This window comes from Actinokineospora sp. NPDC051303 (genome assembly GCF_055586285.1).
Map to the genome: position 1 here is coordinate 86,971 of NZ_JBVJIN010000012.1, position 19,675 is coordinate 106,645.

15 protein-coding genes and 1 pseudogene are annotated in these 19,675 nt (G+C 69.7%); 6 read left to right on the forward strand and 10 right to left on the reverse strand.

The genetic code is table 11. The annotated features are described in order from the left end of the window. The 6 genes and pseudogenes from ACZ6SD_RS12280 to ACZ6SD_RS12305 form a co-directional block, all read right to left on the reverse strand. Window positions 1-781 (reverse strand): annotated as a pseudogene (locus tag ACZ6SD_RS12280) (hypothetical protein); the annotation flags it as partial. Between the two features lie 102 nt (window positions 782-883). Beyond that, window positions 884-1,624: a FadR/GntR family transcriptional regulator gene (locus ACZ6SD_RS12285; protein ID WP_465316985.1), complete on the reverse strand. Its 741-nt coding sequence runs from the start codon at window positions 1,622-1,624 to the stop codon at window positions 884-886. Further along, window positions 1,608-2,375 carry a 3-oxoacyl-ACP reductase gene (locus ACZ6SD_RS12290; RefSeq protein WP_465316986.1) on the reverse strand — a complete coding sequence of 256 codons (768 nt, stop codon included), beginning with the start codon at window positions 2,373-2,375 and terminating at the stop codon, window positions 1,608-1,610. Before ACZ6SD_RS12290 ends, ACZ6SD_RS12285 begins: the two co-directional genes overlap by 17 nt. Before the next feature lie 60 nt (window positions 2,376-2,435). Next, window positions 2,436-3,800, reverse strand: coding sequence for an aldehyde dehydrogenase family protein (locus tag ACZ6SD_RS12295; RefSeq protein ID WP_465316987.1), 1,365 nt, complete (start codon window positions 3,798-3,800; stop codon window positions 2,436-2,438). Between the two features lie 730 nt (window positions 3,801-4,530). Continuing rightward, complete coding sequence (locus ACZ6SD_RS12300; RefSeq protein WP_465316988.1) at window positions 4,531-5,262, reverse strand: gamma-glutamyl-gamma-aminobutyrate hydrolase family protein; 732 nt, start codon at window positions 5,260-5,262, stop codon at window positions 4,531-4,533. Continuing rightward, window positions 5,243-6,622, reverse strand: a complete 1,380-nt coding sequence (locus ACZ6SD_RS12305) for a glutamine synthetase family protein (RefSeq protein WP_465316989.1) — start codon at window positions 6,620-6,622, stop codon at window positions 5,243-5,245. Before ACZ6SD_RS12305 ends, ACZ6SD_RS12300 begins: the two co-directional genes overlap by 20 nt. Window positions 6,623-6,827: 205 nt before the next feature. Here ACZ6SD_RS12305 and ACZ6SD_RS12310 point away from each other — a divergent pair, with 205 nt between their 5' ends. After that, the gene (locus tag ACZ6SD_RS12310; RefSeq protein ID WP_465316990.1) at window positions 6,828-8,357 is read left to right on the forward strand and encodes an amino acid permease; all 1,530 of its coding nucleotides are present in this window, start codon (window positions 6,828-6,830) and stop codon (window positions 8,355-8,357) included. Between the two features lie 374 nt (window positions 8,358-8,731). On the opposite strand, the gene ACZ6SD_RS12315 is transcribed toward ACZ6SD_RS12310, so the two are convergent. Both ACZ6SD_RS12315 and ACZ6SD_RS12320 read right to left on the reverse strand, forming a co-directional pair. Then, a complete protein-coding gene (locus ACZ6SD_RS12315) occupies window positions 8,732-9,403 on the reverse strand; it encodes a response regulator (protein WP_465316991.1) in 672 nt (223 codons plus the stop codon). Window positions 9,404-9,455: 52 nt separating this feature from the next. Continuing rightward, the gene (locus ACZ6SD_RS12320) at window positions 9,456-10,541 is read right to left on the reverse strand and encodes a sensor histidine kinase (protein WP_465316992.1); all 1,086 of its coding nucleotides are present in this window, start codon (window positions 10,539-10,541) and stop codon (window positions 9,456-9,458) included. A gap of 74 nt (window positions 10,542-10,615) precedes the next feature. Between ACZ6SD_RS12320 and ACZ6SD_RS12325 the strand changes: the two genes are divergently transcribed. From ACZ6SD_RS12325 to ACZ6SD_RS12345, 5 genes are all read left to right on the forward strand, one after another. After that, window positions 10,616-11,554 (forward strand): CE1 family esterase, encoded by a 939-nt coding sequence (locus ACZ6SD_RS12325; RefSeq protein ID WP_465316993.1) that lies wholly within the window; start codon window positions 10,616-10,618, stop codon window positions 11,552-11,554. 113 nt (window positions 11,555-11,667) lie between these two features. Further along, complete coding sequence (locus tag ACZ6SD_RS12330; protein ID WP_465316994.1) at window positions 11,668-12,882, forward strand: lipase family protein; 1,215 nt, start codon at window positions 11,668-11,670, stop codon at window positions 12,880-12,882. Window positions 12,883-12,980: 98 nt separating this feature from the next. Then, a complete protein-coding gene (gene argS, locus ACZ6SD_RS12335) occupies window positions 12,981-14,717 on the forward strand; it encodes an arginine--tRNA ligase (RefSeq protein WP_465316995.1) in 1,737 nt (578 codons plus the stop codon). An 88-nt stretch (window positions 14,718-14,805) separates the two neighbouring features. Next, entirely contained in the window at window positions 14,806-15,390 is a 585-nt protein-coding gene (idi, locus tag ACZ6SD_RS12340; protein ID WP_465317046.1) for an isopentenyl-diphosphate Delta-isomerase, read from the forward strand. Between the two features lie 175 nt (window positions 15,391-15,565). Beyond that, window positions 15,566-16,741 (forward strand): glycosyltransferase, encoded by a 1,176-nt coding sequence (locus ACZ6SD_RS12345; RefSeq protein WP_465316996.1) that lies wholly within the window; start codon window positions 15,566-15,568, stop codon window positions 16,739-16,741. Window positions 16,742-16,869: 128 nt separating this feature from the next. Here the strand turns inward: ACZ6SD_RS12345 and ACZ6SD_RS12350 are convergent, their stop codons facing one another. Both ACZ6SD_RS12350 and ACZ6SD_RS12355 read right to left on the reverse strand, forming a co-directional pair. Next, window positions 16,870-18,138: a DUF6801 domain-containing protein gene (locus tag ACZ6SD_RS12350; RefSeq protein WP_465316997.1), complete on the reverse strand. Its 1,269-nt coding sequence runs from the start codon at window positions 18,136-18,138 to the stop codon at window positions 16,870-16,872. A gap of 687 nt (window positions 18,139-18,825) precedes the next feature. Further along, the gene (locus ACZ6SD_RS12355) at window positions 18,826-19,431 is read right to left on the reverse strand and encodes a DUF6801 domain-containing protein (RefSeq protein ID WP_465316998.1); all 606 of its coding nucleotides are present in this window, start codon (window positions 19,429-19,431) and stop codon (window positions 18,826-18,828) included. Between the last annotated feature and the right edge of the window lie 244 nt (window positions 19,432-19,675).

The following is a 19,675-nucleotide window of genomic DNA, read 5'->3' on the forward strand; positions in this document are numbered from 1 at the left end:
CCTCACCACCATGACGGTTAGGCGCCTCACGCACGTGACCGTTCAGCGGAGCGCCGCTCAGCGGCACCTCACCAACATGCCCGTTCGGCACCTCACGGACGTGACCATTCAGCGGAACGCGGTGCGCAGGGCCGCTCAGCGACACCTCGCGAACGTGCCCGTTCGACATCTCACGGACGTGGCCGTCGGGCACGTCACGGACGTGGCCATTCGGCACGTCACGAACGTGGCCGTTGGGCACCTCACGAACAGGACCGTTCGGCACCTCACGGGCGTGGCCATTGGGCACCTCGCGAACGTGCCCGTTGGGCACGTCACGGACGTGGCCGTTGGGCACCTCGCGGACAAGGCCGTTGGGCACTTCGTGGGGGTGGCCGTTCGGCACGTCGCGGACATGCCCATTCGGCACCTCGCGGACAGGGCCCTTGGGCACCTCGCGGGGGTGGCCGTTCGGCGGGAGGCCGGGGGTGGGGCTGTGGGGCGGGAGGTCGCCCAGGTGGCCGCTCAGTGGGACAGCGCGCGTCGGGCCGGGGGGGATCTCGCGGGCGTGGCCGTTGCGGGGGGGCTCGTAGGCGTCGCCCGCCGGTAGGGGGGGCTGGCGCGGGGCCTCGCGGACATGGCCGTTCAGGTGAGCCTCATAGGGGTGGCCGTCGGGCACGGCCTCGCGGACCTGGGCCGGGGGCCGGGGCGCGCGGGCGTGGTCGGTCGGTGGGGTGTCGCGGTGGTGGCCCGCGGGGGGACGGGCCGCGGCGGGCAGCGGCGGACGCCGATCGTCGCGCATGTGGTCACCCCCTCGTCGTCCAATGGCATCACGATAGGTCAACCCGCCGTTCGGAGGGCGTCAACCCGGCACAGCCCACACCGCCGATCACAGCCTGGCCCCTCAGGCGAGGAAGCCGCGCAGCAGCGATGCCGTGCCCGCGAGATGCTCGGCCATGGCCCTGCGCGCGGCGGGCGGGTCGCCGTCGAGGATAGCGTCCACGATGATCCGGTGTTGCCGATCGGAGTGCTCGATGTTGGCCGGAATCAGCGGGATCGCGTCGAGCAGGGCGTTGAGGCGGGTGCGCACGTGGACGACCGCGCCGGTCAGCGACGGTGCGGCGGTGGCCTCGGCGATCGCCAGGTGCAGGCGCGAGTCGGTGCGGCGGTAGTCGGCCAGGGCCGCGCCCGCGCAGTCGGCCAGGCGGGCGCGCAGATGTCTGCGGACCTCGGGGGTCAGCGACCGCGCCGCCGCGGTCTCGGCCGCGCCGGTCTCCAGGACGAACCGCAGGGTCAGCGCGTCCTCCAGCTCCCCCGGCGGGGCCGCGAGCGGGTCGGCCGCGCCCCGGGGCGGTGGGACGGCGCGGACGAACGTGCCGCCGTAGCGGCCCCGGCGGGACTCGACGTGCCCGGACTCCTGCAGGGCCCGCAGCGCCTCGCGCAGGGTGACCCGGCTGACGCCCAGCCGCGCGGACAGCTCGCGTTCCGGGGGAAGCCTGCCGCCGGGCGGGACGACGCCGAGGCGGATGGCCGCGAGCATCCGCTCCATCGTCTCCTCGAACGCGTTGCCCGTGCGGACCGGGCAGAACAGCGCGTCCGCGAGCACGTCGTCCAGCCCGTGACCGGGGTCAGAGGGGAGTGACATACGCGCCGGAGATGCCGCCGTCGACCAGGAAGGAGGACGCGGTCATGAACGAGGAGTCGTCGCTGGCCAGGAACGCGACCGCGGCGGCGATCTCCTCCGGCTCGGCGAAGCGGCCGATCGGGATGTGCACCAGCCGCCGCGCGGCCCGCTCGGGGTCCTTGGCGAACAGCTCGCGCAGCAGCGGGGTGTTCACCGGGCCGGGGCACAGGGCGTTGACCCGGATGCCCTCGCGGGCGAACTGCACGCCCAGCTCGCGGCTCATCGCCAGCACGCCGCCCTTGGACGCGGTGTAGGAGATCTGCGAGGTGGCCGCGCCCATGACCGCGACGAACGAGGCGGTGTTGATCACCGAGCCGCGGCCCTGGCGGCGCATGTGGCCGATGGCGTGCTTGCAGCACAGGTACACCGAGGTCAGGTTGACCTCCTGCACGCGCCGCCAGGCGTCGAGCCCGGTGGTGAGGATCGAGTCGTCCTCCGGCGGGGAGATGCCCGCGTTGTTGAACGCGACGTCGAGCGAGCCGTAGGTGTCGACGGCGGTCTGGAACAGGGCCTCGACCTCGGTCTCGCTGGTGACGTCGACCCGCACGAACAGCCCGTCGACCTCGTCGGCGGCGGCTTTCCCACCGTCGGGGTCGACATCGCCGATCACGATCCGCGCGCCCTCCTCGGCAAGCCTGCGGGCCGAGGCGAGCCCGATGCCGCTGGCCCCGCCGGTGATGACGGCGACGCGGCCGTCGAGACGCTTGGTCATCGGTGTCCTCCTGGTCTGCTGTGTCTGGTCCGCTGTGTCTAGTTCTGGTTCGCGGTGTCGCTAGTCCGCTGTGTCGATGAAGACGTTCTTGACGTCGGTGAACGCCGCGACCGCGTCCGGCCCGAGTTCGCGCCCGAGCCCGGACTGCTTGAAGCCCCCGAAGGGCGCCCAGTAGCGGACCGAGGAGTTCGAGTTGACCGACAGGTTGCCCGCCTCGACGCCCCGGGCCACCCGCAGCGCCCGCCCGACGTCGCGGGTCCAGATGGAGCCGGACAGCCCGTATTCGGTGTCGTTGGCAAGCCGCACGGCTTCGGCCTCGTCATCGAAGGGCAGCACGGCCACCACCGGCCCGAACACCTCGTCGGTGACCGCCCGGTGGTCGGCCGCGACCGGACCGAGCACCGTGGGCGGGAACCAGAACCCCGGCCCATCCGGCGCCGCACCGCGGAAAGCGACCGGCGCTTCGTCCACATAGGACGCCACCCGGTCCCGGTGCGCGGCCGAGATCAGCGGCCCCATCTCGGTGGCCTCGTCACCGGGAGCGCCGACCACGACCTGCCGCACGGCCTGCTCGAACAACTCCATGAACCGGTCGTAGACCGGACGCTGGACAAGAATGCGCGACCGCGCGCAGCAATCCTGCCCCGCATTGTCGAACACGGCCGCGGGCGCCTTCGCGGCGGCCTTCGCGAGATCGGCGTCGGCGAAGACGATATTGGCGTTGTTCCCACCGAGTTCAAGCGTCACCCGCTTCACCTGGTCGGCGCACCCGGCCATGATCTGCTTGCCGACCTCGGTGGACCCGGTGAAGACGACCTTGCGCACCAACGGGTGCGTCACGAACCGCTCCCCCACCACCGACCCCCGGCCGGGCAACACCTGAAAAACGTCCTCGGGAATACCCGCCTGCTTAGCCAACTCCGCCAACCGCAACGCGGTAAGCGGGGTGAGTTCAGCGGGCTTGACCACCACCGTGTTCCCACCGGCGAGCGCGGGCGCGAACCCCCACCCCGCGATCGGCATCGGAAAGTTCCACGGCACGATCACTCCGACCACACCAAGCGGTTCATGGAAGGTGACGTTCACCCCGCCCGGCACCGGAATCTGCCGACCGAACAACCGCTCCGGCACCCCAGCGAAGTAATGCAGAACGTCACGGACATTGCCCGCCTCCCACCGCGCGTTACCGATGGTGTGCCCCGAGTTCGCCACCTCCAACCGCGCCAGATTCTCCACATCCCCATCAACGGCCTCGGCGAACCGCCGCAACAACCGCGCCCGCTCCCCCGGCGCCATCTCCCGCCAAGCGGGCAACGCGGCATGCGCCCGGGCAATGGCGGCATCGGTCTCATCAACCGTCGCCAACCCGACGGTCCCCACCACCTCCTCGGTAGCCGGATTCACGATGTCGAGACTGCTGCTCACCGCTCTCCTTCCCGCACGCCCCTCGAAGAATCTGTCAAGTCGTCTATCCACATGCGCCGAAGTTATCCACAGGCTCCGAGAACTCCTTCCACCAGCCCAAATCCCTGACAGACTGGAGCAGTGCCCCGGCCCAGGGCGCGGTCAAAGGTCGATGTGCTGATGGATGAGCCCCGAGAAAGGCGGTGGTCGAATGATGCTGTGATTCCGCGCCAAAGCGTGGTGGAGGTGGCGGTTAGAGCGTGGTGGAAGTGGTTGTTGTAGTGGAGGTGGGTGGTGGTGCGGCTTGCAGGCAGCCGCGCTGATACGAAAGTGGGAGAGGCAGAGGCAGGCCGCCGCTCGGGCTCGCCAAACCTGCCCGCCAGCCACCCCTGCTCTCGGCCCACCCTGCTCGCATGCCATTGGCATGCCTGCAAGGCCGCGCCGAAGCTGCCCGGCGCCCGGTGAGAGCGGGACAGCGAACCCGCCCCCCACGAAGCCGAACCAGCGCCCGCCCGGTGCTCGATGGGGTGGAGTGGTTTCTTTGGGGGAGAAGGAAGATCCCTAAACTCGCCGTGGTCGTGGGGCCGAAGGCTCCCCACCCGTCTTTCCCACGACGGGATCTTCCTTCGTAGGGGCCCCAAAGAAACCACTCCACCCCATCGAGCAGACCACGAAAGCCGGGAAGCACGAAAGCCCAGAGCAGACCCCCACACAGGACCACACACATCCGGGAGGCCATCGACAGCCCAGCTCATGACCGCTGCCTACGACGGCACGCGGCCTGAACCAGAGCGGCGAACAACCGCACATCAGCCGGATCCTGCTCCGGATGCGACTGAACCCCCACAACAAACGTGGCGGCCAGAAGCTCGACCGCCTCGATGGTGCCGTCTGGCGCGGTCGCGGCCACCTTCAGCCCCGTACCCAGCCGATCAATTGACTGGTGGTGATGGCAGTGGGTCTGCGCGGACGAACCCAGGATCGTCGCCAGCATCGACGCGGGGCGGATTGACAGTTCCGTCTTGCCGAAGCGGGCCACCTCCGGCTGGTGGTCGGTGGTTCCGACGACCTCGGGGGTGTGTTGGTGCAGGGTGCCGCCGCGGGCGATGTTGAGGACCTGCATCCCGCGGCACACGGCCAGCAGCGGCAGGTCCAGCCGGATCGCGGCGTCGAGTAGGGCGAACTCGGCGGCGTCGCGGGTGGGTTGGGGGGTGCCGGTGGTGGGGTGCGGTTCCTGGCCGTAGCGGCGGGGGTCGATGTCGGCGCCGCCCGCGAGGACCAGGCCGTCGAGCCAGTCGACGGTTTCGGCGCGCCAGTCGCCGATGGGAGGCAGCAGGACCGCGTTGCCTCCCGCCGCGCGCACGGAGTCGACGTAAACGCGATGCAGGACGGCGGCTTCGGCTTCCCAGATGCTGAAGGTCGAGTGCTCCAGGTAAGTGGTGACCCCGATGACAGGAGGCCGGTCAGAGACGTTCAAAGCCACGCACGCGCTCCCAGTCGGTGACGGCCGCGTCGAAAGCGGCCAGTTCCACCCGCGCGGCGTTGCCGTAGTGCTCGACGACGTCGGCGCCGAACGCGGCGCGGGCGACGGCGCTCTCGGCGAGCAGGGCGGCGGCCTCGCGCAGGGTGGTGGGGACGCGCGGCTTCTGGGAGTTGTAGGCGTTTCCGGTGAACGGCGGCTCCAGCGGCAACTCGTTCTCGATGCCGTGCAAACCGGCGGCGATCAGCGCGGCGACCGCCAGGTACTGGTTGACGTCGCCGCCGGGCACGCGGTTCTCCACCCGCAGCGAGGGGCCGTGGCCGACGACGCGCAGGGCGCAGGTGCGGTTGTCCACGCCCCAGGCCACCGCGGTCGGGGCGAACGAGCCGGGGGCGAAGCGCTTGTAGGAGTTGATGTTCGGGGCGAAGAAGTAGGTCAGCTCGCGCAGGCAGGCGAGCTGGCCCGCGAGGAACTTCGACATCAGCGGGGAGGTTCCGCCCGGGCGGTCACCGGCGAAGGCGGGCCTGCCCTCGGCGTCGCGCAGGCTGATGTGGATGTGGCAGGAGTTGCCCTCGCGCTCGTCGTACTTCGCCATGAACGTCAGGCTGCGCCCGTGCTGGGCCGCGATCTCCTTGGCCCCGGTCTTGTAGATGCCGTGGTTGTCGCAGGTGGTGAGCGCGTCGGCGAAGCGGAACGCGATCTCGTGCTGGCCGGGGTTGCACTCGCCCTTGGCCGACTCGACATACAGGCCAGCGCCCGCCATGCCGGTGCGGATGGCGCGCAGCAGCGGCTCGACGCGGCCGGTGCCCAGCAGCGAGTAGTCCACGTTGTACTGGTTCGCGGGCCGCAGACCACGGTAGCCGCGGTCCCACGCCTGCTCATAGGTGTCGTCGAAGACGAGGAACTCCAGCTCCGTGCCCACGAACGCGGTCAAGCCGTGCTCGGCGAGCCGGTCGAGCTGGCGGCGCAGCACCTGGCGCGGGGAGACCGTGACCGGGCCGCCGGTGACCAGCTCGACGTCGGCGAGGACCAGCGCGGTGCCCTCGTGCCAGGGCAGCAGCCGCAGCGTGGCCAGGTCGGGGCGCAGCACGAAGTCGCCGTAGCCGGTGTCCCAGGACGAGGTCCGGTAACCGTCAACGGTGTTCATCTCGACGTCGACGGCGAGCAGGTAATCGCACGCCTCGGTGGCGTGGTCGAGCACCTCGTTGAGGAAATACCGCGCGGCGCACCGCTTTCCCTGCAACCGGCCCTGCATGTCGGTCATCGCGACCAGCACGGTGTCGACGGCGCCCGCCGCCACCAGCTCGCGCAGCCGGGCCACCGAGATCAGGCCCTCGTCGCGCGGTCGGTCGGTGTCGCGCATCAGCCGGGCCCCCAAAGGTTCAGCTTCGCTCCATTGACGCGGTGTCACTCGCATGCTGGCAGCGACCCAACACTGGCGCAACCACTTCTCGCGGGCAATCCCCTGTTCGGTTCGTTACCTTCGGACGGACCTTGACCAAGAAACCGATTAACCGCACACTGGATCTTCCGGTAATGGACCACCCGCGATCCATTGGGGAGTAAAGATGGCCGACCTCGCCCGCACCAGCTCCCCCGACCAGGACGACGACGAGGCCAGGCTGCACCGGCTGGGATACGCCCAGGAACTGCGCCGCTCGATGTCGGGCTTCAACAACTTCGCGGTGTCGTTCACCATCATCTCGATCCTGTCCGGCTGCCTCACCCTCTACGGGTTCGGCATGAAGACCGGCGGACCGGCCGCGATGATCTGGGGCTGGCCGCTGGTCGGGGTCTTCGTGATCCTGGTCGGGCTGGGCATGGCCGAGGTCTGCTCCAGCTACCCCACCGCGGGCGGCCTGTACTACTGGGCGGCGAAACTCGCCCCGCGCAACGGGCCAGCGTGGTCGTGGTTCACCGGCTGGTTCAACCTCATCGGCCAGGTCGCGGTCACCGCGGGCATCGACTTCGGCGCGGCGCTGTTCCTCAACGCGTTCCTCGACCTCCAGTTCGGCTTCGCCGCGACCCCCGGGCACACCGTCACCCTGCTCGCGATCATCCTCGCCGCGCACGGCCTGCTGAACACCTTCGGCGTGAAAGTCGTCGCGGCCCTCAACAGCGTCAGCGTGTGGTGGCACCTGGTGGGCGTGCTGGTCATCGTCGGCGTGCTGGTCATCGTGCCGGACAACCACCAGGACGCGTCCTTCGTGTTCGGGGAGTTCGTCAACAACACCGGCTGGGCCTCACCGGTGTACGTGTTCCTGCTCGGCCTCCTGCTCGCCCAGTACACGCTGACCGGCTACGACGCCTCCGCGCACATGACCGAGGAAACCCGTGGCGCGGCGGTGGCAGGCCCGCGCGGGATCGTCAACTCGATCCTGGTGTCCCTGGTCGCGGGCTGGGTGCTGCTGATCGGCCTCACCTTCGCCATCCAGGACTACGACGGCGCGGTGGGCTCGGCGACCGGGGTGCCCCCGGCCCAGGTCTTCATCGACGCGGTCGGCGTCACCACCGGGAAGCTGCTGCTGCTGATCTGCATCGGCGCGCAGTTGTTCTGCGGGATGGCGGCGGTCACCGGGAACTCGCGGATGATTTACGCCTTCGCGCGGGATGGGGCGATTCCGGGGGCTGGGTTCTGGCATCGGATCAACAAGCGGACGCGGACGCCGACTAACTCGGTGTGGTTGGCTGCGGTGGGGGCGTTTTTGCTTGCTGTGCCTTACTTGTGGAGTGCTACCGCGTATGCCGCGGTCACTTCGATCGCTGTTGTGGGGCTTTATACGGCGTATGTGATTCCGGTTTATTTGCGGGTGCGTAAGGGGGAGGCTTTCGAGCGTGGGCCCTGGCATCTTGGGCGGTGGGGGCGGGCGGTGGGGATTGTGGCGACCGCTTGGGTGGTGTTTATTTTCGTGTTGTTTATGTTGCCGCAGGTTTATCCGGTGACTTGGGAGACGTTTAATTACACGCCGGTTGCTTTTTTGGTGGTTCTTGGGGGTGCTGGGGTTTGGTGGGGGGTGTCGGCTCGGAAGTGGTTTACCGGGCCTAAGGTGCAGGGGACGGTTGAGGAGTTGGCGGCTGTGGAGCGGGATCTCGCTTGAGTTCTCTGGGGCTGGGTTGGTGGGGTTGCTCGATGGGGTGGAGGGTTTCTTTGGGGCCCCTACGAAGGAAGATCCCGTCGTGGGAAAGACGGGTGGGGAGCCTTCGGCCCCACGACCACGGCCAGTTTAGGGATCTTCCTTCACCCCCAAAGAAACCACTCCACCCCATCGAGCACATGGCAGGGTTCGTGCGGCTTCGTTGGGGCGCGGGTTCGCTGCCCGGTCCGCCCCATCGAGCACCTGGCGAGCGTCGGTTCGGCCTGGTTGGGGGCGAGTTCGCTGTTGCTCGTTCCGCACCATCAAGCACCTGGCAGGGCCGGGTGCGGCTTCGTGGGGGGCCGGTTTGCTGCTCGGTCCGCGCCGTCGAGCGTGGGTTAGGAGAAGGAGCCTGGGCTGATTAGGCCCTGTTCGTAGGCGAAGACGACTGCTTGGACGCGGTCGCGGAGGCCTAGTTTCATGAGGATTCGGCCGACGTGGGTTTTTACTGTGGTGGCGCCTAGGAAGAGGTTGTCGGCTATTTCGGCGTTGGAGAGGCCTCGGGCGATTAGTTCTAGGACTTCTCGTTCTCGGGGGGTTAGGGTGGATATTGCTTCCGGGCGGACGTTGGGTGGGGAGTGGCGGGTGAACTCGCGGATTAGGCGGCGGGTTACGGCGGGGGCTAGGAGGGCGTCGCCTGCTGCGACTATGCGGACGCCGTCTACGAGGCGTTCGCAGGGAACGTCTTTGAGGAGGAAGCCGCTGGCGCCTGCGCGTAGGGCGCCGAAGACGTACTCGTCTAGGTCGAAGGTGGTGAGGATGAGGACTGGGACGGCGTCCACCACGTCCGGGCCCGCAAGCGCGCGGGTGGCGGCTATGCCGTCCATTTTGGGCATTCGCACGTCCATGAGGACGATGTCGGGGCGGTGCTGTCTGGCCAGGGCGACCGCCTCTTCGCCGTCGCCTGCTTCTGCCACGACCTTGATGTCGGGCTCGGCTTCCAGGATCAGGCGGAACCCGGTCCGCATCAGGGGCTGGTCGTCGGCGATGACGACGGTGAGCGTTCCCATATCCGCCGCAGCCTAGTGCCAGCCCCGTGCCACTGTGGGCGGACGGCCCGATTTACCCCCGGTAGGGCAAGGTCGCGACCACTTGGAACTCGTCCGGGTCGTGCCGGACATCCAGGCGGCCGCCGACCAAAGCGGCGCGTTCGCGCATGCCGATCAGGCCGTGGCCGGGGGCGCCGCAGGGGCGGGGCTCGTCGTTGCGGATGTCGATGCGCAGGTCGTTGCGGCCGTAGCGGAGGTCGACGGTGACCCGGGTCGGGTCGGCGTGCTTGGCGGCGTTGGTCAGTGCCTCTTGGACTATCCGGTACGCGCACAACTCCACCCCGGCCGGTAGCTCCCTGCGGTGACCGTGGACGGCGAGGGTGACCGGGAGGCCCGCCGTGACGCAGCGGCTCACCAGGTCGTCCAGGTTCGCCAGGCTGGCCTGGGGCGCCAGGTCGCCTGGCTCGGTGCGCAGCACCCCGAGCAGGCGGCGCAGCTCGGTCAGGCTCTGCCTGCCCGACTCCTCGACCTGGGCGAGCGCGGTGTCCGCCGCGGCGGGGTCGCGGGCGACGGCGCGGCGTGCGACGGAGGTGTAGAGGACCATGACGCTGACCGTGTGGGCCACCACGTCGTGCAGTTCCCGGGCTATCCGGCCGCGTTCGGCCTCGGTCGCCAGGCGGACCCGGGCCTCCCGCTCGTGCTCGACCAGGACGCGGTTGGTGCGCTGCTGGTCGCCCAAGACGAACGCGGTGCAGTAGAGCACCAGCAGCATCGGCAGCCAGGCCAGGGAGTCGTGCTCGATTAGCTCGGCCGCGGTCTTGAGGACGGCGAACCCGACCAGGCAGCGCAGCGCGGTCCGCTTCGGCCGCCAGGCGGCCACGGTGTAGAGCGCGATCAGCGTGCCGACCTCGCTGATGCCCAGGTGCAAGACGGTCCCGACCACCGCGACGCCGCCGATGACCGCGACCACCACAGTCGGCGCCCGCCGCCGCCAGCCCAGCGGAAAAGTGCTGGCCACCAGGAACACCAGCGTCCATCCCAGCGGGACACCCGCCGGGCGGAAGAACACGTTGAACCAGATGTCCGCCGTGAGGAGGACGACCGCCCCCAGGCTGTCGTTGCGGTTGGGCGCGGAAAGGTCAAGCGCAGGAACCCGCATGGCAGCCAACACTAACGAGCGAACAGAGCCGGGGCGTCCTCCCTGGTGAGGATTGCGGGGTCGACACTAGGAGGATGCACAGGCTCACCGCCCTCGTCGTCGCCGCGCTGTCGGTGCTGCCGTTCCTGGTCGTCCCGGCGCCCGTGAGCGCGGCCGAGCCCTGCGCCCCGCCGGGAGACCACACGGAACGCGAGTGGCCCGTGGTGCAGCGCAAACCGGACGGGACGCCGGTGCGCCGCACTTACCGCGCGCACGTCCCACCACACCAGACTGGCGCTGTCGTCCTGGACTTGCACGGCGCCTTGAGCGACAAGGACGAGCAGGACCGGCGCAGCCTGATGCGCGCGAAGTCCGACGCCGAGGGGTTCGTGGTCATCCAGCCGAACTCCGCGCCGAACTGGACCACCTCGCCGGAGGAAGAGGCCAAGCGCGGGGTCAGCGACATCGAGTTCGCCCGGGTGCTGCTGGAGTTCGCGGTGCGGCGCATGTGCGTGTCCCCGGACGCCGTCTACGCCGTCGGGTTCTCCAGCGGCGGTCTGATGTCGACGGTGCTGGCCTGCGCTGGCGCGGAGGGCCGCCTCGGCGGGTTCCGGTTGGCGGGGGTGGGCGCGGTCGCCGCGGCTCCGCTGCCCAGGACGCTCACCGGGCCGGTCTGCCCGGCGCTGGCCGAGCACCCGGTTCCCCTGCGCGTCGTGTTCTCCGACAACGACAGCCTGCTCGCGCGCTGCTGCGGCAGCCTCGCCAAGATGACCACCGCCGTGCACGCCGTCGCCGAGATGTGGGCGGCTGACAACGGGTGCATTCCACTGTCGACGGTCGTCCCGACCGGCCAGTCCGGACCGGGAGTCCGCAAGCGCACCACCAGGCACCACTGCCCGGGGAAACACGGCGAGGTGCTCGTCGACGTCGTTGACTCCGGCTCCCCGTTCCGCGACGGCCACTTCTGGCCGGGACCGCCCAATGGGGACGACTACGACGCCACCGCCGCGCTGTGGTCGTTCCTGCGCCCCTGACCTGGCCGACGACTGGACCGAAACAGATGGTGTGACCCGGGGCACTTTCGCCGATGTCCGGGTAGCTTTGCGTCCCACGTGGTTCGACGGCGCACCACTGGAGAGGAAGATCCATGCGCACCAACAGGATTCGGCTCGTGCTCGCGGCCGCGCTGCTGAGCCTGGCCGCCGGGGCGGTCCCCGCGGCGCTCGCCCAGGAAGGCGACTTCTACACCCCGCCGGGCACGCTTCCGGCCGCCAACGGCGACATCGTCCGCGCCGAGCCAGCCGAGTTCTTCATCGATCCGGTGCGGCTCATCCGCGCGGACGGCGCGGTCCACCGGATCATGTACAAGTCGACCGACCGCACCGGGGCCGCGATCGCGGTGACCGGCACCGTCATCACCCCGAACCGGGCGTGGACCGGGCCGGGGCCGCGGCCGGTCGTCGGCTACGCGGTCGGCACCCAGGGCCTGGGTGACCAGTGCGCCCCGTCCCGCCAGTTGTCGGCGGGCACCGAATACGAGGGCCCGTTCATCGAGGGCCTGCTCGCCCGCGGCTACGGCGTGGCGATCAGCGACTACCAGGGCCTGGGCACGCCGGGCGTGCACACCTACATGAGCCGCGCCGTGCAGGGCCACGCCGTGCTCGACGCCGTCCGCGCGGCGCAGCGGCTGCCCGAGGCCGACCTGCCCGACAGCGGCCCGGTCGCGATCACCGGCTACTCGCAGGGCGGCGGCGCGGCCGCCGCGGCCGCGGAGCTGGCCCCGGCCTACGCGCCCGAACTCAAGCTCAAAGGCGTTGTCGCGGGCGCGGTCCCGGCCGACCTCGCCGCGGTCGGCCGCTTCATCGACGGCGGGCCGTACGTGGCGTTTCTCGGCTACGCGGTCGCGGGTCTGGAAGCCTCTTACGGCATCGCCGCCGACCCGTACCTCAACGACAAGGGCAGGCGGTTCCTGGCCGACATCAAGACCCAGTGCCAGCTCGAATCGATCCCGAAGTACGCCTTCACCCGGACGGCGTCGCTGACCGCGGACGGCCGCCCGCTCGACGCGTACCTCGCCGAGGAGCCGTTCCGGAGCATCGTCGCCGAGCAGGTCATCGGCCAGGGCCGCAAGCCCGCGGCGCCGGTCCTGCTCACGCACTCGACCCTCGACGACGTCATCCCCTACGACGTCGGCAGGAAGCTCGCCCAGCGCTGGTGCGAGCAGCGCGCCAACGTCCGGCTCTCCACCTACGCCAGCCCCACGCACGTCGCGACGGCGATCGCGGCCTACCCGGAGGCGTTCGGGTTCCTCCAGGCCCGGTTCGCGGGCACGCCGCAGGTCTCCAACTGCCCGCTGATCTGAGGCAGCGCGGCCACCCTGGCGCGGCCGAAACCAATTCGACGGCTTTGGAATACTGGGCCGGTCGAAAAAGGTCACAGGAGTCGTAGAGGAGTGCCAGGGTGGCGCACGGAGATGTCGGACTCGAACTGGGCGCGCGGGTGGCGGGGGCGCTGCGCCGCGGGCTGGGCGTGGCGATCACGCCCGAGGAGGCCGTCATCCGACCGTCGACCCGCGCCGGGGCCGACTACCAGTGCAACGCGGCGATGAGCCTGGCCAAGCGGGTGGGCAAGCCGCCGCGCGAGGTCGCCCAGGCCATTGTGGACAACCTGGACTCCGACGACCTGGTCGAGGCGCCGGAGATCGCCGGGCCGGGGTTCGTCAACCTGCGGCTCCGCGAGGACTGGCTCGCGGCGCGGGCGGGCGAGTTGCTGGGCGACGAGCGGCTGGGCGTGCCGGTCGCCGAGCGGCCGCGGCGGTTCGCGCTGGACTACTCCAGCCCCAACGTGGCCAAGGAGATGCACGTCGGGCACCTGCGGTCCTCGATCATCGGGGACGCGATCCTGCGGCTGCTGCGCTTCACCGGGCACGAGGTCATCCCGCACAACCACCTCGGCGACTGGGGCACGCCGTTCGGGATGCTGATCGAGCACCTGGTGGACGAGGGCTGGGCCGCGGGCGGCGAGCACACCATCGGCGACCTCAACGGCTTCTACCAGGAGGCGCGCAAGAAGTTCGACGCCGATCCGGCGTTCGCCGACCGGTCGCGGGCGCGGGTGGTGGCGCTGCAGGGCGGCGACGAGCCGACGCTGGCGCTGTGGCGCGAGCTGGTGGACGAGTCGACCCGGCACTTCCAGAAGGTGTACGAGCTGCTGGGCGTCGAGCTGACCCCGGCCGACACCTACGGCGAGAGCTTCTACAACCCGTACCTGGACGAGGTCATCGCCGATTTGGAGGCCAAGGGGCTCACCGAGATCAGCGGCGGCGCGGTGTGCGTGTTCCCGCCCGGGTTCACCAACCGCGACGGCGAGCCGCTGCCGCTCATCGTGCGCAAGAGCGACGGCGGTTACGGCTACCACGCCACGGACCTGGCCACCGTCCGCTACTGGATCGGCGAGCGCGGCATGACCGACCTGCTCTACGTGGTGGGCACCCCGCAGGCGCAGCACTTTCAGATGGTCTTCGCCGCCTCTCGGCAGGCGGGCTACCTCACCGGTGAGCACACCGCGGTCCACATCGGATTCGGCTCGATCCTCGGCGAGGACGGCAAGACGATCCGCACCCGCGCGGGCGGCTCGGTCAAGCTGGCCGACCTGCTCGCCGAGGCGGTCGAGCACGCCGCGGAGACGGTCGCCGAGCGGTCGTCGCTGCCCGCCCAGACGCAGGCCGAGGTGGCGCGGGCGGTGGGCATCGGCGCGGTGAAGTACGCCGACCTGTCCAACGACCGGGAGAAGGACTACGTGTTCACCTGGGCGCGGATGCTGGCCAAGGAGGGCAACACCTCGGTCTATCTCCAGTACGCGAACGCCCGCTGCCAGTCGGTGCTGCGGAAAGCGGGCGAGGCTCCCGGCGACGCGGTCGCCATCACCCAGGCCGCCGAGCGGGCGCTGGCGCTGAAGCTGGTGCAACTGCCCGCCGCGCTGGCCGCGGCCACCGAGTCCTACGCCCCGCACAAGCTGTGCGCCTACCTCTACGACACCGCGGCCACGTTCACCGCGTTCTACGACACGTGCCCGATCCTCAAGCCGGGGGTCGAGCCAGCGACGCGGCGGTCCCGGCTCGCGCTCACCGCGCTCACCTCGGCCGTGCTGACCCTCGGTCTGGGACTGCTCGGCATCGCCGCGCCGCCGGAGTTGTAGCCGCCGCAACGGGCAGCCGCTGGAATTTGTGAGCCGACAGCGGTTGCCCTGAGTGGGCGGGAGGCGGCAGAGTGTGACTGTGATGATCATCGAGCGGGTAGTGCTGCTGGACGAGGCTGGCAACGACGTCGGCGTCGCGGACAAGGCGGGCGTCCACCACGCGGACACTCCTCTGCACTTGGCGTTCTCCAGCTACGTGTTCGACCGGGACGGTCGTTTCCTGCTCACCCGCAGGGCCACGCACAAGAAGACCTGGCCGGGCGTGTGGACGAACTCGTGCTGCGGGCATCCGGGGCCGGGCGAGGCGATCGCGGACGGGGTGTCCCGCCGTCTCGCCGACGAGCTGGGCCTGCCGGGCCCGCACAAGGTGGAGCTGGTGCTGCCCCGGTTCCGCTACCGCGCGCAGATGGGCAACGGCGTGGTGGAGAACGAGATGTGCCCGGTCTACCGGGTCGTTGTGGACAGTGGCGTCGAGCCCGAGCCGAACCCCGACGAGGTCGACTCTGCGGTGTGGGTGCCGTGGGTCGAGTTCGCCGAGTCGGTCCTTTCCGGCACGCGGGAAGTGTCACCGTGGTGCGTGCTCCAGGTGCGTGAGCTGAGCGCGCTTGGCGACGACCCGGTGAGCTGGCCGCTGGGGGACCCGGCGGACCTGCCCGCGGCGGTGGTCGGCTGAACCGCCGAGGACCGGGGTGGCGGCGACCGGGACGGGCCCGGCGGCAAGGAGTTGTGGCGGCGGCCACCCCGCGGGCGAGCAGGGAAATCCACAAGCATTGAAAAAATCTGGACAATAGGCCAATTGGGGGCAAACCCGACACCTTCGGGTGACGTTTTTCCCTACATTGGATCTAGTGGAACTACTGTTCAGCAGCCTGCCCGCACACGGGCACACCTACCCACTCCTCCCCCTCGCCATCGCGGCCCGCGACCAGGGACACCACGTCACCTACGCGACCGCGGAGAGCTTCCATCCGGTCCTCACCTCGCTCGGCTTCGACGTCGTCGCGGCGGGCCCGGAGATGATGGCCGCCTTCGCCGAGGCGGCAGGCCGTCCGCTGGACGCGGGCCCGGTCAAGCCGCACGACCTCAACGAAGAAGAACTGCACCAGGTGGCGACCCGCGCCTTCGCCGAGCTCCTGCCGCGCGGGTTCGCCCGCGACCTCAAGCCGATCCTGGCCGAGACGAAGCCCGACCTGGTCGTCTACGAGCTGGCCAATCCCGGCGCGGCGATCGCGGCCAAGGCCGTGGGCATCCCCGTGCTCGCGCACGGCTTCGGCCGGGCGGGCTTCGACACCGACGCCGCCGACGCCGCGCACGACTGGAGCCAGTGGCTCCGCGCGGTGGCCGCCGAACACGGTGTGGCCCTGAGCGCCGAGAACGGGTTCGACTTCGGGGACCCGTGGGTGGACATCTACCCGTTGTCCATCCAGCACCCGGACTTCCGCGACGCGGCTGGCCGGGTCCCGCTGCGCCCGGTCCCGTTCGCCGAGCCCGGCGAGCTGCCCGAGTGGGTGACCCAGCACCGTGAGCCGCTGATCTACCTGACCCTGGGCACCGCGTTCGGGCAGGCGGAGGTGCTGCGCACGGCCATCGCGGGCCTCGCGGCGACCGGAGCCAGGGTGCTGGTCGCGGCTGGCCCGACCGTCGATGTCGCCGAGCTGGGCGAGACGCCGCCCTCGGTGACGGTCGAGTCCTGGGTGCCGCAGGCCGACCTGCTCCCGCACCTGGACCTGATCGTCCACCACGGCGGCAGCGGCACCACCCTCGGCGCCCTCGGCGCGGGCGTGCCGCAGCTTTTCCTGCCGCAGGGGGCCGACCAGTTCGTCAACGCCGACGCCGTCGTCGGCGCGGGCGCGGGCCGGAAGCTGCTGGCGGGTGAGATCACCGGGGAGTCGGTCTCCACCGCGGCGAAGGCGCTGCTGTCCGACTCGGCCACCGCCGCCGCGGTCCGCGCGCTGGCCGAGGAGATCGCCGCGATGCCCACCCCGGACGAGGTCGCCAAGCGCCTGCCGGAGTTCGCGGGCTGAGCCCGGGCCGGTCACTCCCTCCGACAACGGGGAGTGACCGGCCCACTCTGGCGCGGGAATGCGACAGGCCCCTGACACCGTGGTGTCAGGGGCCTGTCGGTCGATCGGTGACGCTGGATCGAGACTCGTTACTTCTTCACGAGGTCCAGGTCGATCGGGTTGGCGGGGCTGGCCGCCAGCGGGCCGATGAAGTCGTTGAGCTGGCCGCAGTTGGTCGGCGAGGCCAGGTCGTAGGTGCCCTGGAGCTTGCCGCCCTTGAGGACGTCGAAGGTGCCGACGGACTTGAGCTTGATGTCGGTCGGGTTCGGCGCCTTGCAGGTGTCACCCTGGTAGATCGGGAAACCGAAGACCGAGATCTTGGTCAGGATGATGTCGAGCTTGGACTCGTAGGTGATCGCGCCGGTGGCCACGGTGCCGTTCGACTTGCCCACCGGGGCGAACTTGATGTTGGCGTCGACCGGGAGGAAACCCACGATCTGGAACTTGCCCGAGGTCGGGTTCAGCTTCAGGTCACCGGTGTACTTGCCCGCGGCGAGGTCGGCCACGGCGTCGAAGCTGCCGGACAGGGCGACGGAGCCGTTGAGCGCCTTCAGAGTCGAGGTGCCCTTGAGGCCGTAGCTGATGTTCACGCCGTTGCCGGGAGGCGGGGTGGTGCTGCTCGGCGGCGGGGGGGTGGTGCTGCTCGGCGGCGGCGGAGTGGTGCTGCTCGGCGGCGGGGGGGTCGTGCTGCTCGGCGGCGGCGGAGTGGTGCTGCTCGGCGGCGGCGGGGTCGTGCTGCCGGGGCCGGGGGTGATCTCGAACTGGTGCAGGATGTTGGCCTGGCCCGGGTTGAGCTTGCACTCCGAGGGGAAGGTGCCCAGACCGGTCTCGGTGCCGTCGGCCTTGCGCGGGGTCAGCGTCAGGTTCAGCTCGCTGACGCTGATCTTCGCGGTGCCCGGCTGGGTGAACGACAGCGACGGGGTCTGGCCGGTGGCCACCACGTCGAACGCGCCCGAAGCCGGAACCGGGGTCTTGGCGATCGTCACCGGGACGTTCACCGGAAGCGAGATGCCGGGGGCGTCGACCTTGGCACCCGAGACCGCCTTGCCCTCGATCGTGGTCGCACCCACCAGGGTCAGACCCTGGGTCGCGGTCTCCGGAACGGTGGAGGTCGCCTTGATGTCGAACACGCCGGTCTGCTGCCCCACACCGATCGAGGCGGGCATGTCGCTCTGAATCACGACCTTGATCGGCTGGTCGCCGATCAGCGGGAACGGACACGTGTAGTTCAGCGTCAGCGAGACCGGAGCCGCCGAACTCGTGCCCGAGCCGAGCAGCAGGCCAGTGGCGACCAGCCCGGCCGCGCTGGTCGCGGCGACACCCGCCACCAGCTTCTTGGAAACCTTGCGAGGAGTCACAAATCTTCCTTCCAGGGGTATCAACGGTGATACGGACAGGGCAACAAGGTCGCCCCGTCGTCAAGAGGCGAGTATTCCCTGTGGGAAAAGCCTTGCGGTTTCGTGGAAAGCCGCCGTGTCGGTAGGTTAGCCATCCCACACTGCGCACGCAAGCATCTGATGGAGCCGCTTGTCCGGTTACGAGAACTTGTCATAAAGCAACATCAAGGACCCCTCGGTTTAGCCTGTTTGGACAGCCTGACCAGGCAAGACGCGACTGGCGGGCACTACCCAAGAAATGCTGGACTGACACCTGGGCCGCAAGATTTTCCACGTTCTAGCACGATCGGAACAAGAAGTCCGAAAGCTACCCCTGGGTATGATAACCGACGGGCAAACCACCCGACGCGAAGCCGCGGGGCACCCACCCCGGCGGGGGAGCCACCCCCCTCCCGCGGCCCGCGAGCCCGGGCTCGAACGGCGCCGGAGACGCCGCCACAAGTCGCCGACAAATACGGCGACGGCCGCCGCGGCGGAATGGTTGTCTGAATCGAACAAAGGCCGGACTTTTTTTACTCACCTCGCGACAACGGCCGCCCGATCCGAACAGGCGCGAAAAACGGGCCCCTGACACCGGGGTGTCAGGGGCCCGTCAGCCGAGGGCTCCGGTGGCGGCCGAGTCGCCGCCTCGGTCAACCGAGGGCGGGATCAGTCGTTCTTGGCGCTGCCGCCGCCGGTGATCTCGAACTGGTGCAGGGTGTTCTCCTGGCCCTGGTCCAGCTTGCAGGCCGAGTCGAAGGTGCCCAGGCCGGTCTCGCCGCCGTCCGCGGTGCGCGGGGTCAGGGTCAGGGTCAGCTCACTGACGGTGATCTTCGCGGGGCCAGCCTGGGTGAACGACAGCGACGGGGTCTTGCCGGTCGCGATCACCTCGAACGCGCCCGACGCGGGGACCTCGGTCTTGGCGATCGCCACCGGCACGTTCACCGGAAGCGAGATGCCCGGGGCCTCGACCTTGGCGCCCGAGACGGCCTTGCCCTCAATGCTCTTGGCCCCGACCAGCGCCAGGCCCTGCGTCGCGGTCTCCGGAACCGTGGAGACGGCCTTGATGTCGAACTCGCCGGTCTGCTCGCCCACGCCGATGGAGGAGGGCATGTCGCTGTTGATGACGACCTTGATCGGCTGGTCGCCGATCAGCGGGAACGGACACGTGTAGTTCAGCGACAGCGACACCGGGTCCGCGGCGCTGGTGCCCGAGCCGAGCAGAATACCGGTCACGACCAGGCCAGCCGCGCCGGTCGCGGCGATACCCGTCATCAGCTTCTTGCCAACCTTGCGAGATTCCCGAGATTCCCGAGATTCCATTGTCTTCCTTCCAAACGTATCGACGATGATACAAGCAGGGTAGGCAGCACGCCCGTCGATAAGAGGCGAACACCCCCTACAGGGAAAGCCCGCGGTTTCACTGGAAATCCGCTGAGTCGCACGTTAGCCAGGACACACAACGGACGCAAGTGCCCGGATGCGACTCCATTTGGTTTGCCGGAAACTTGTCACGATG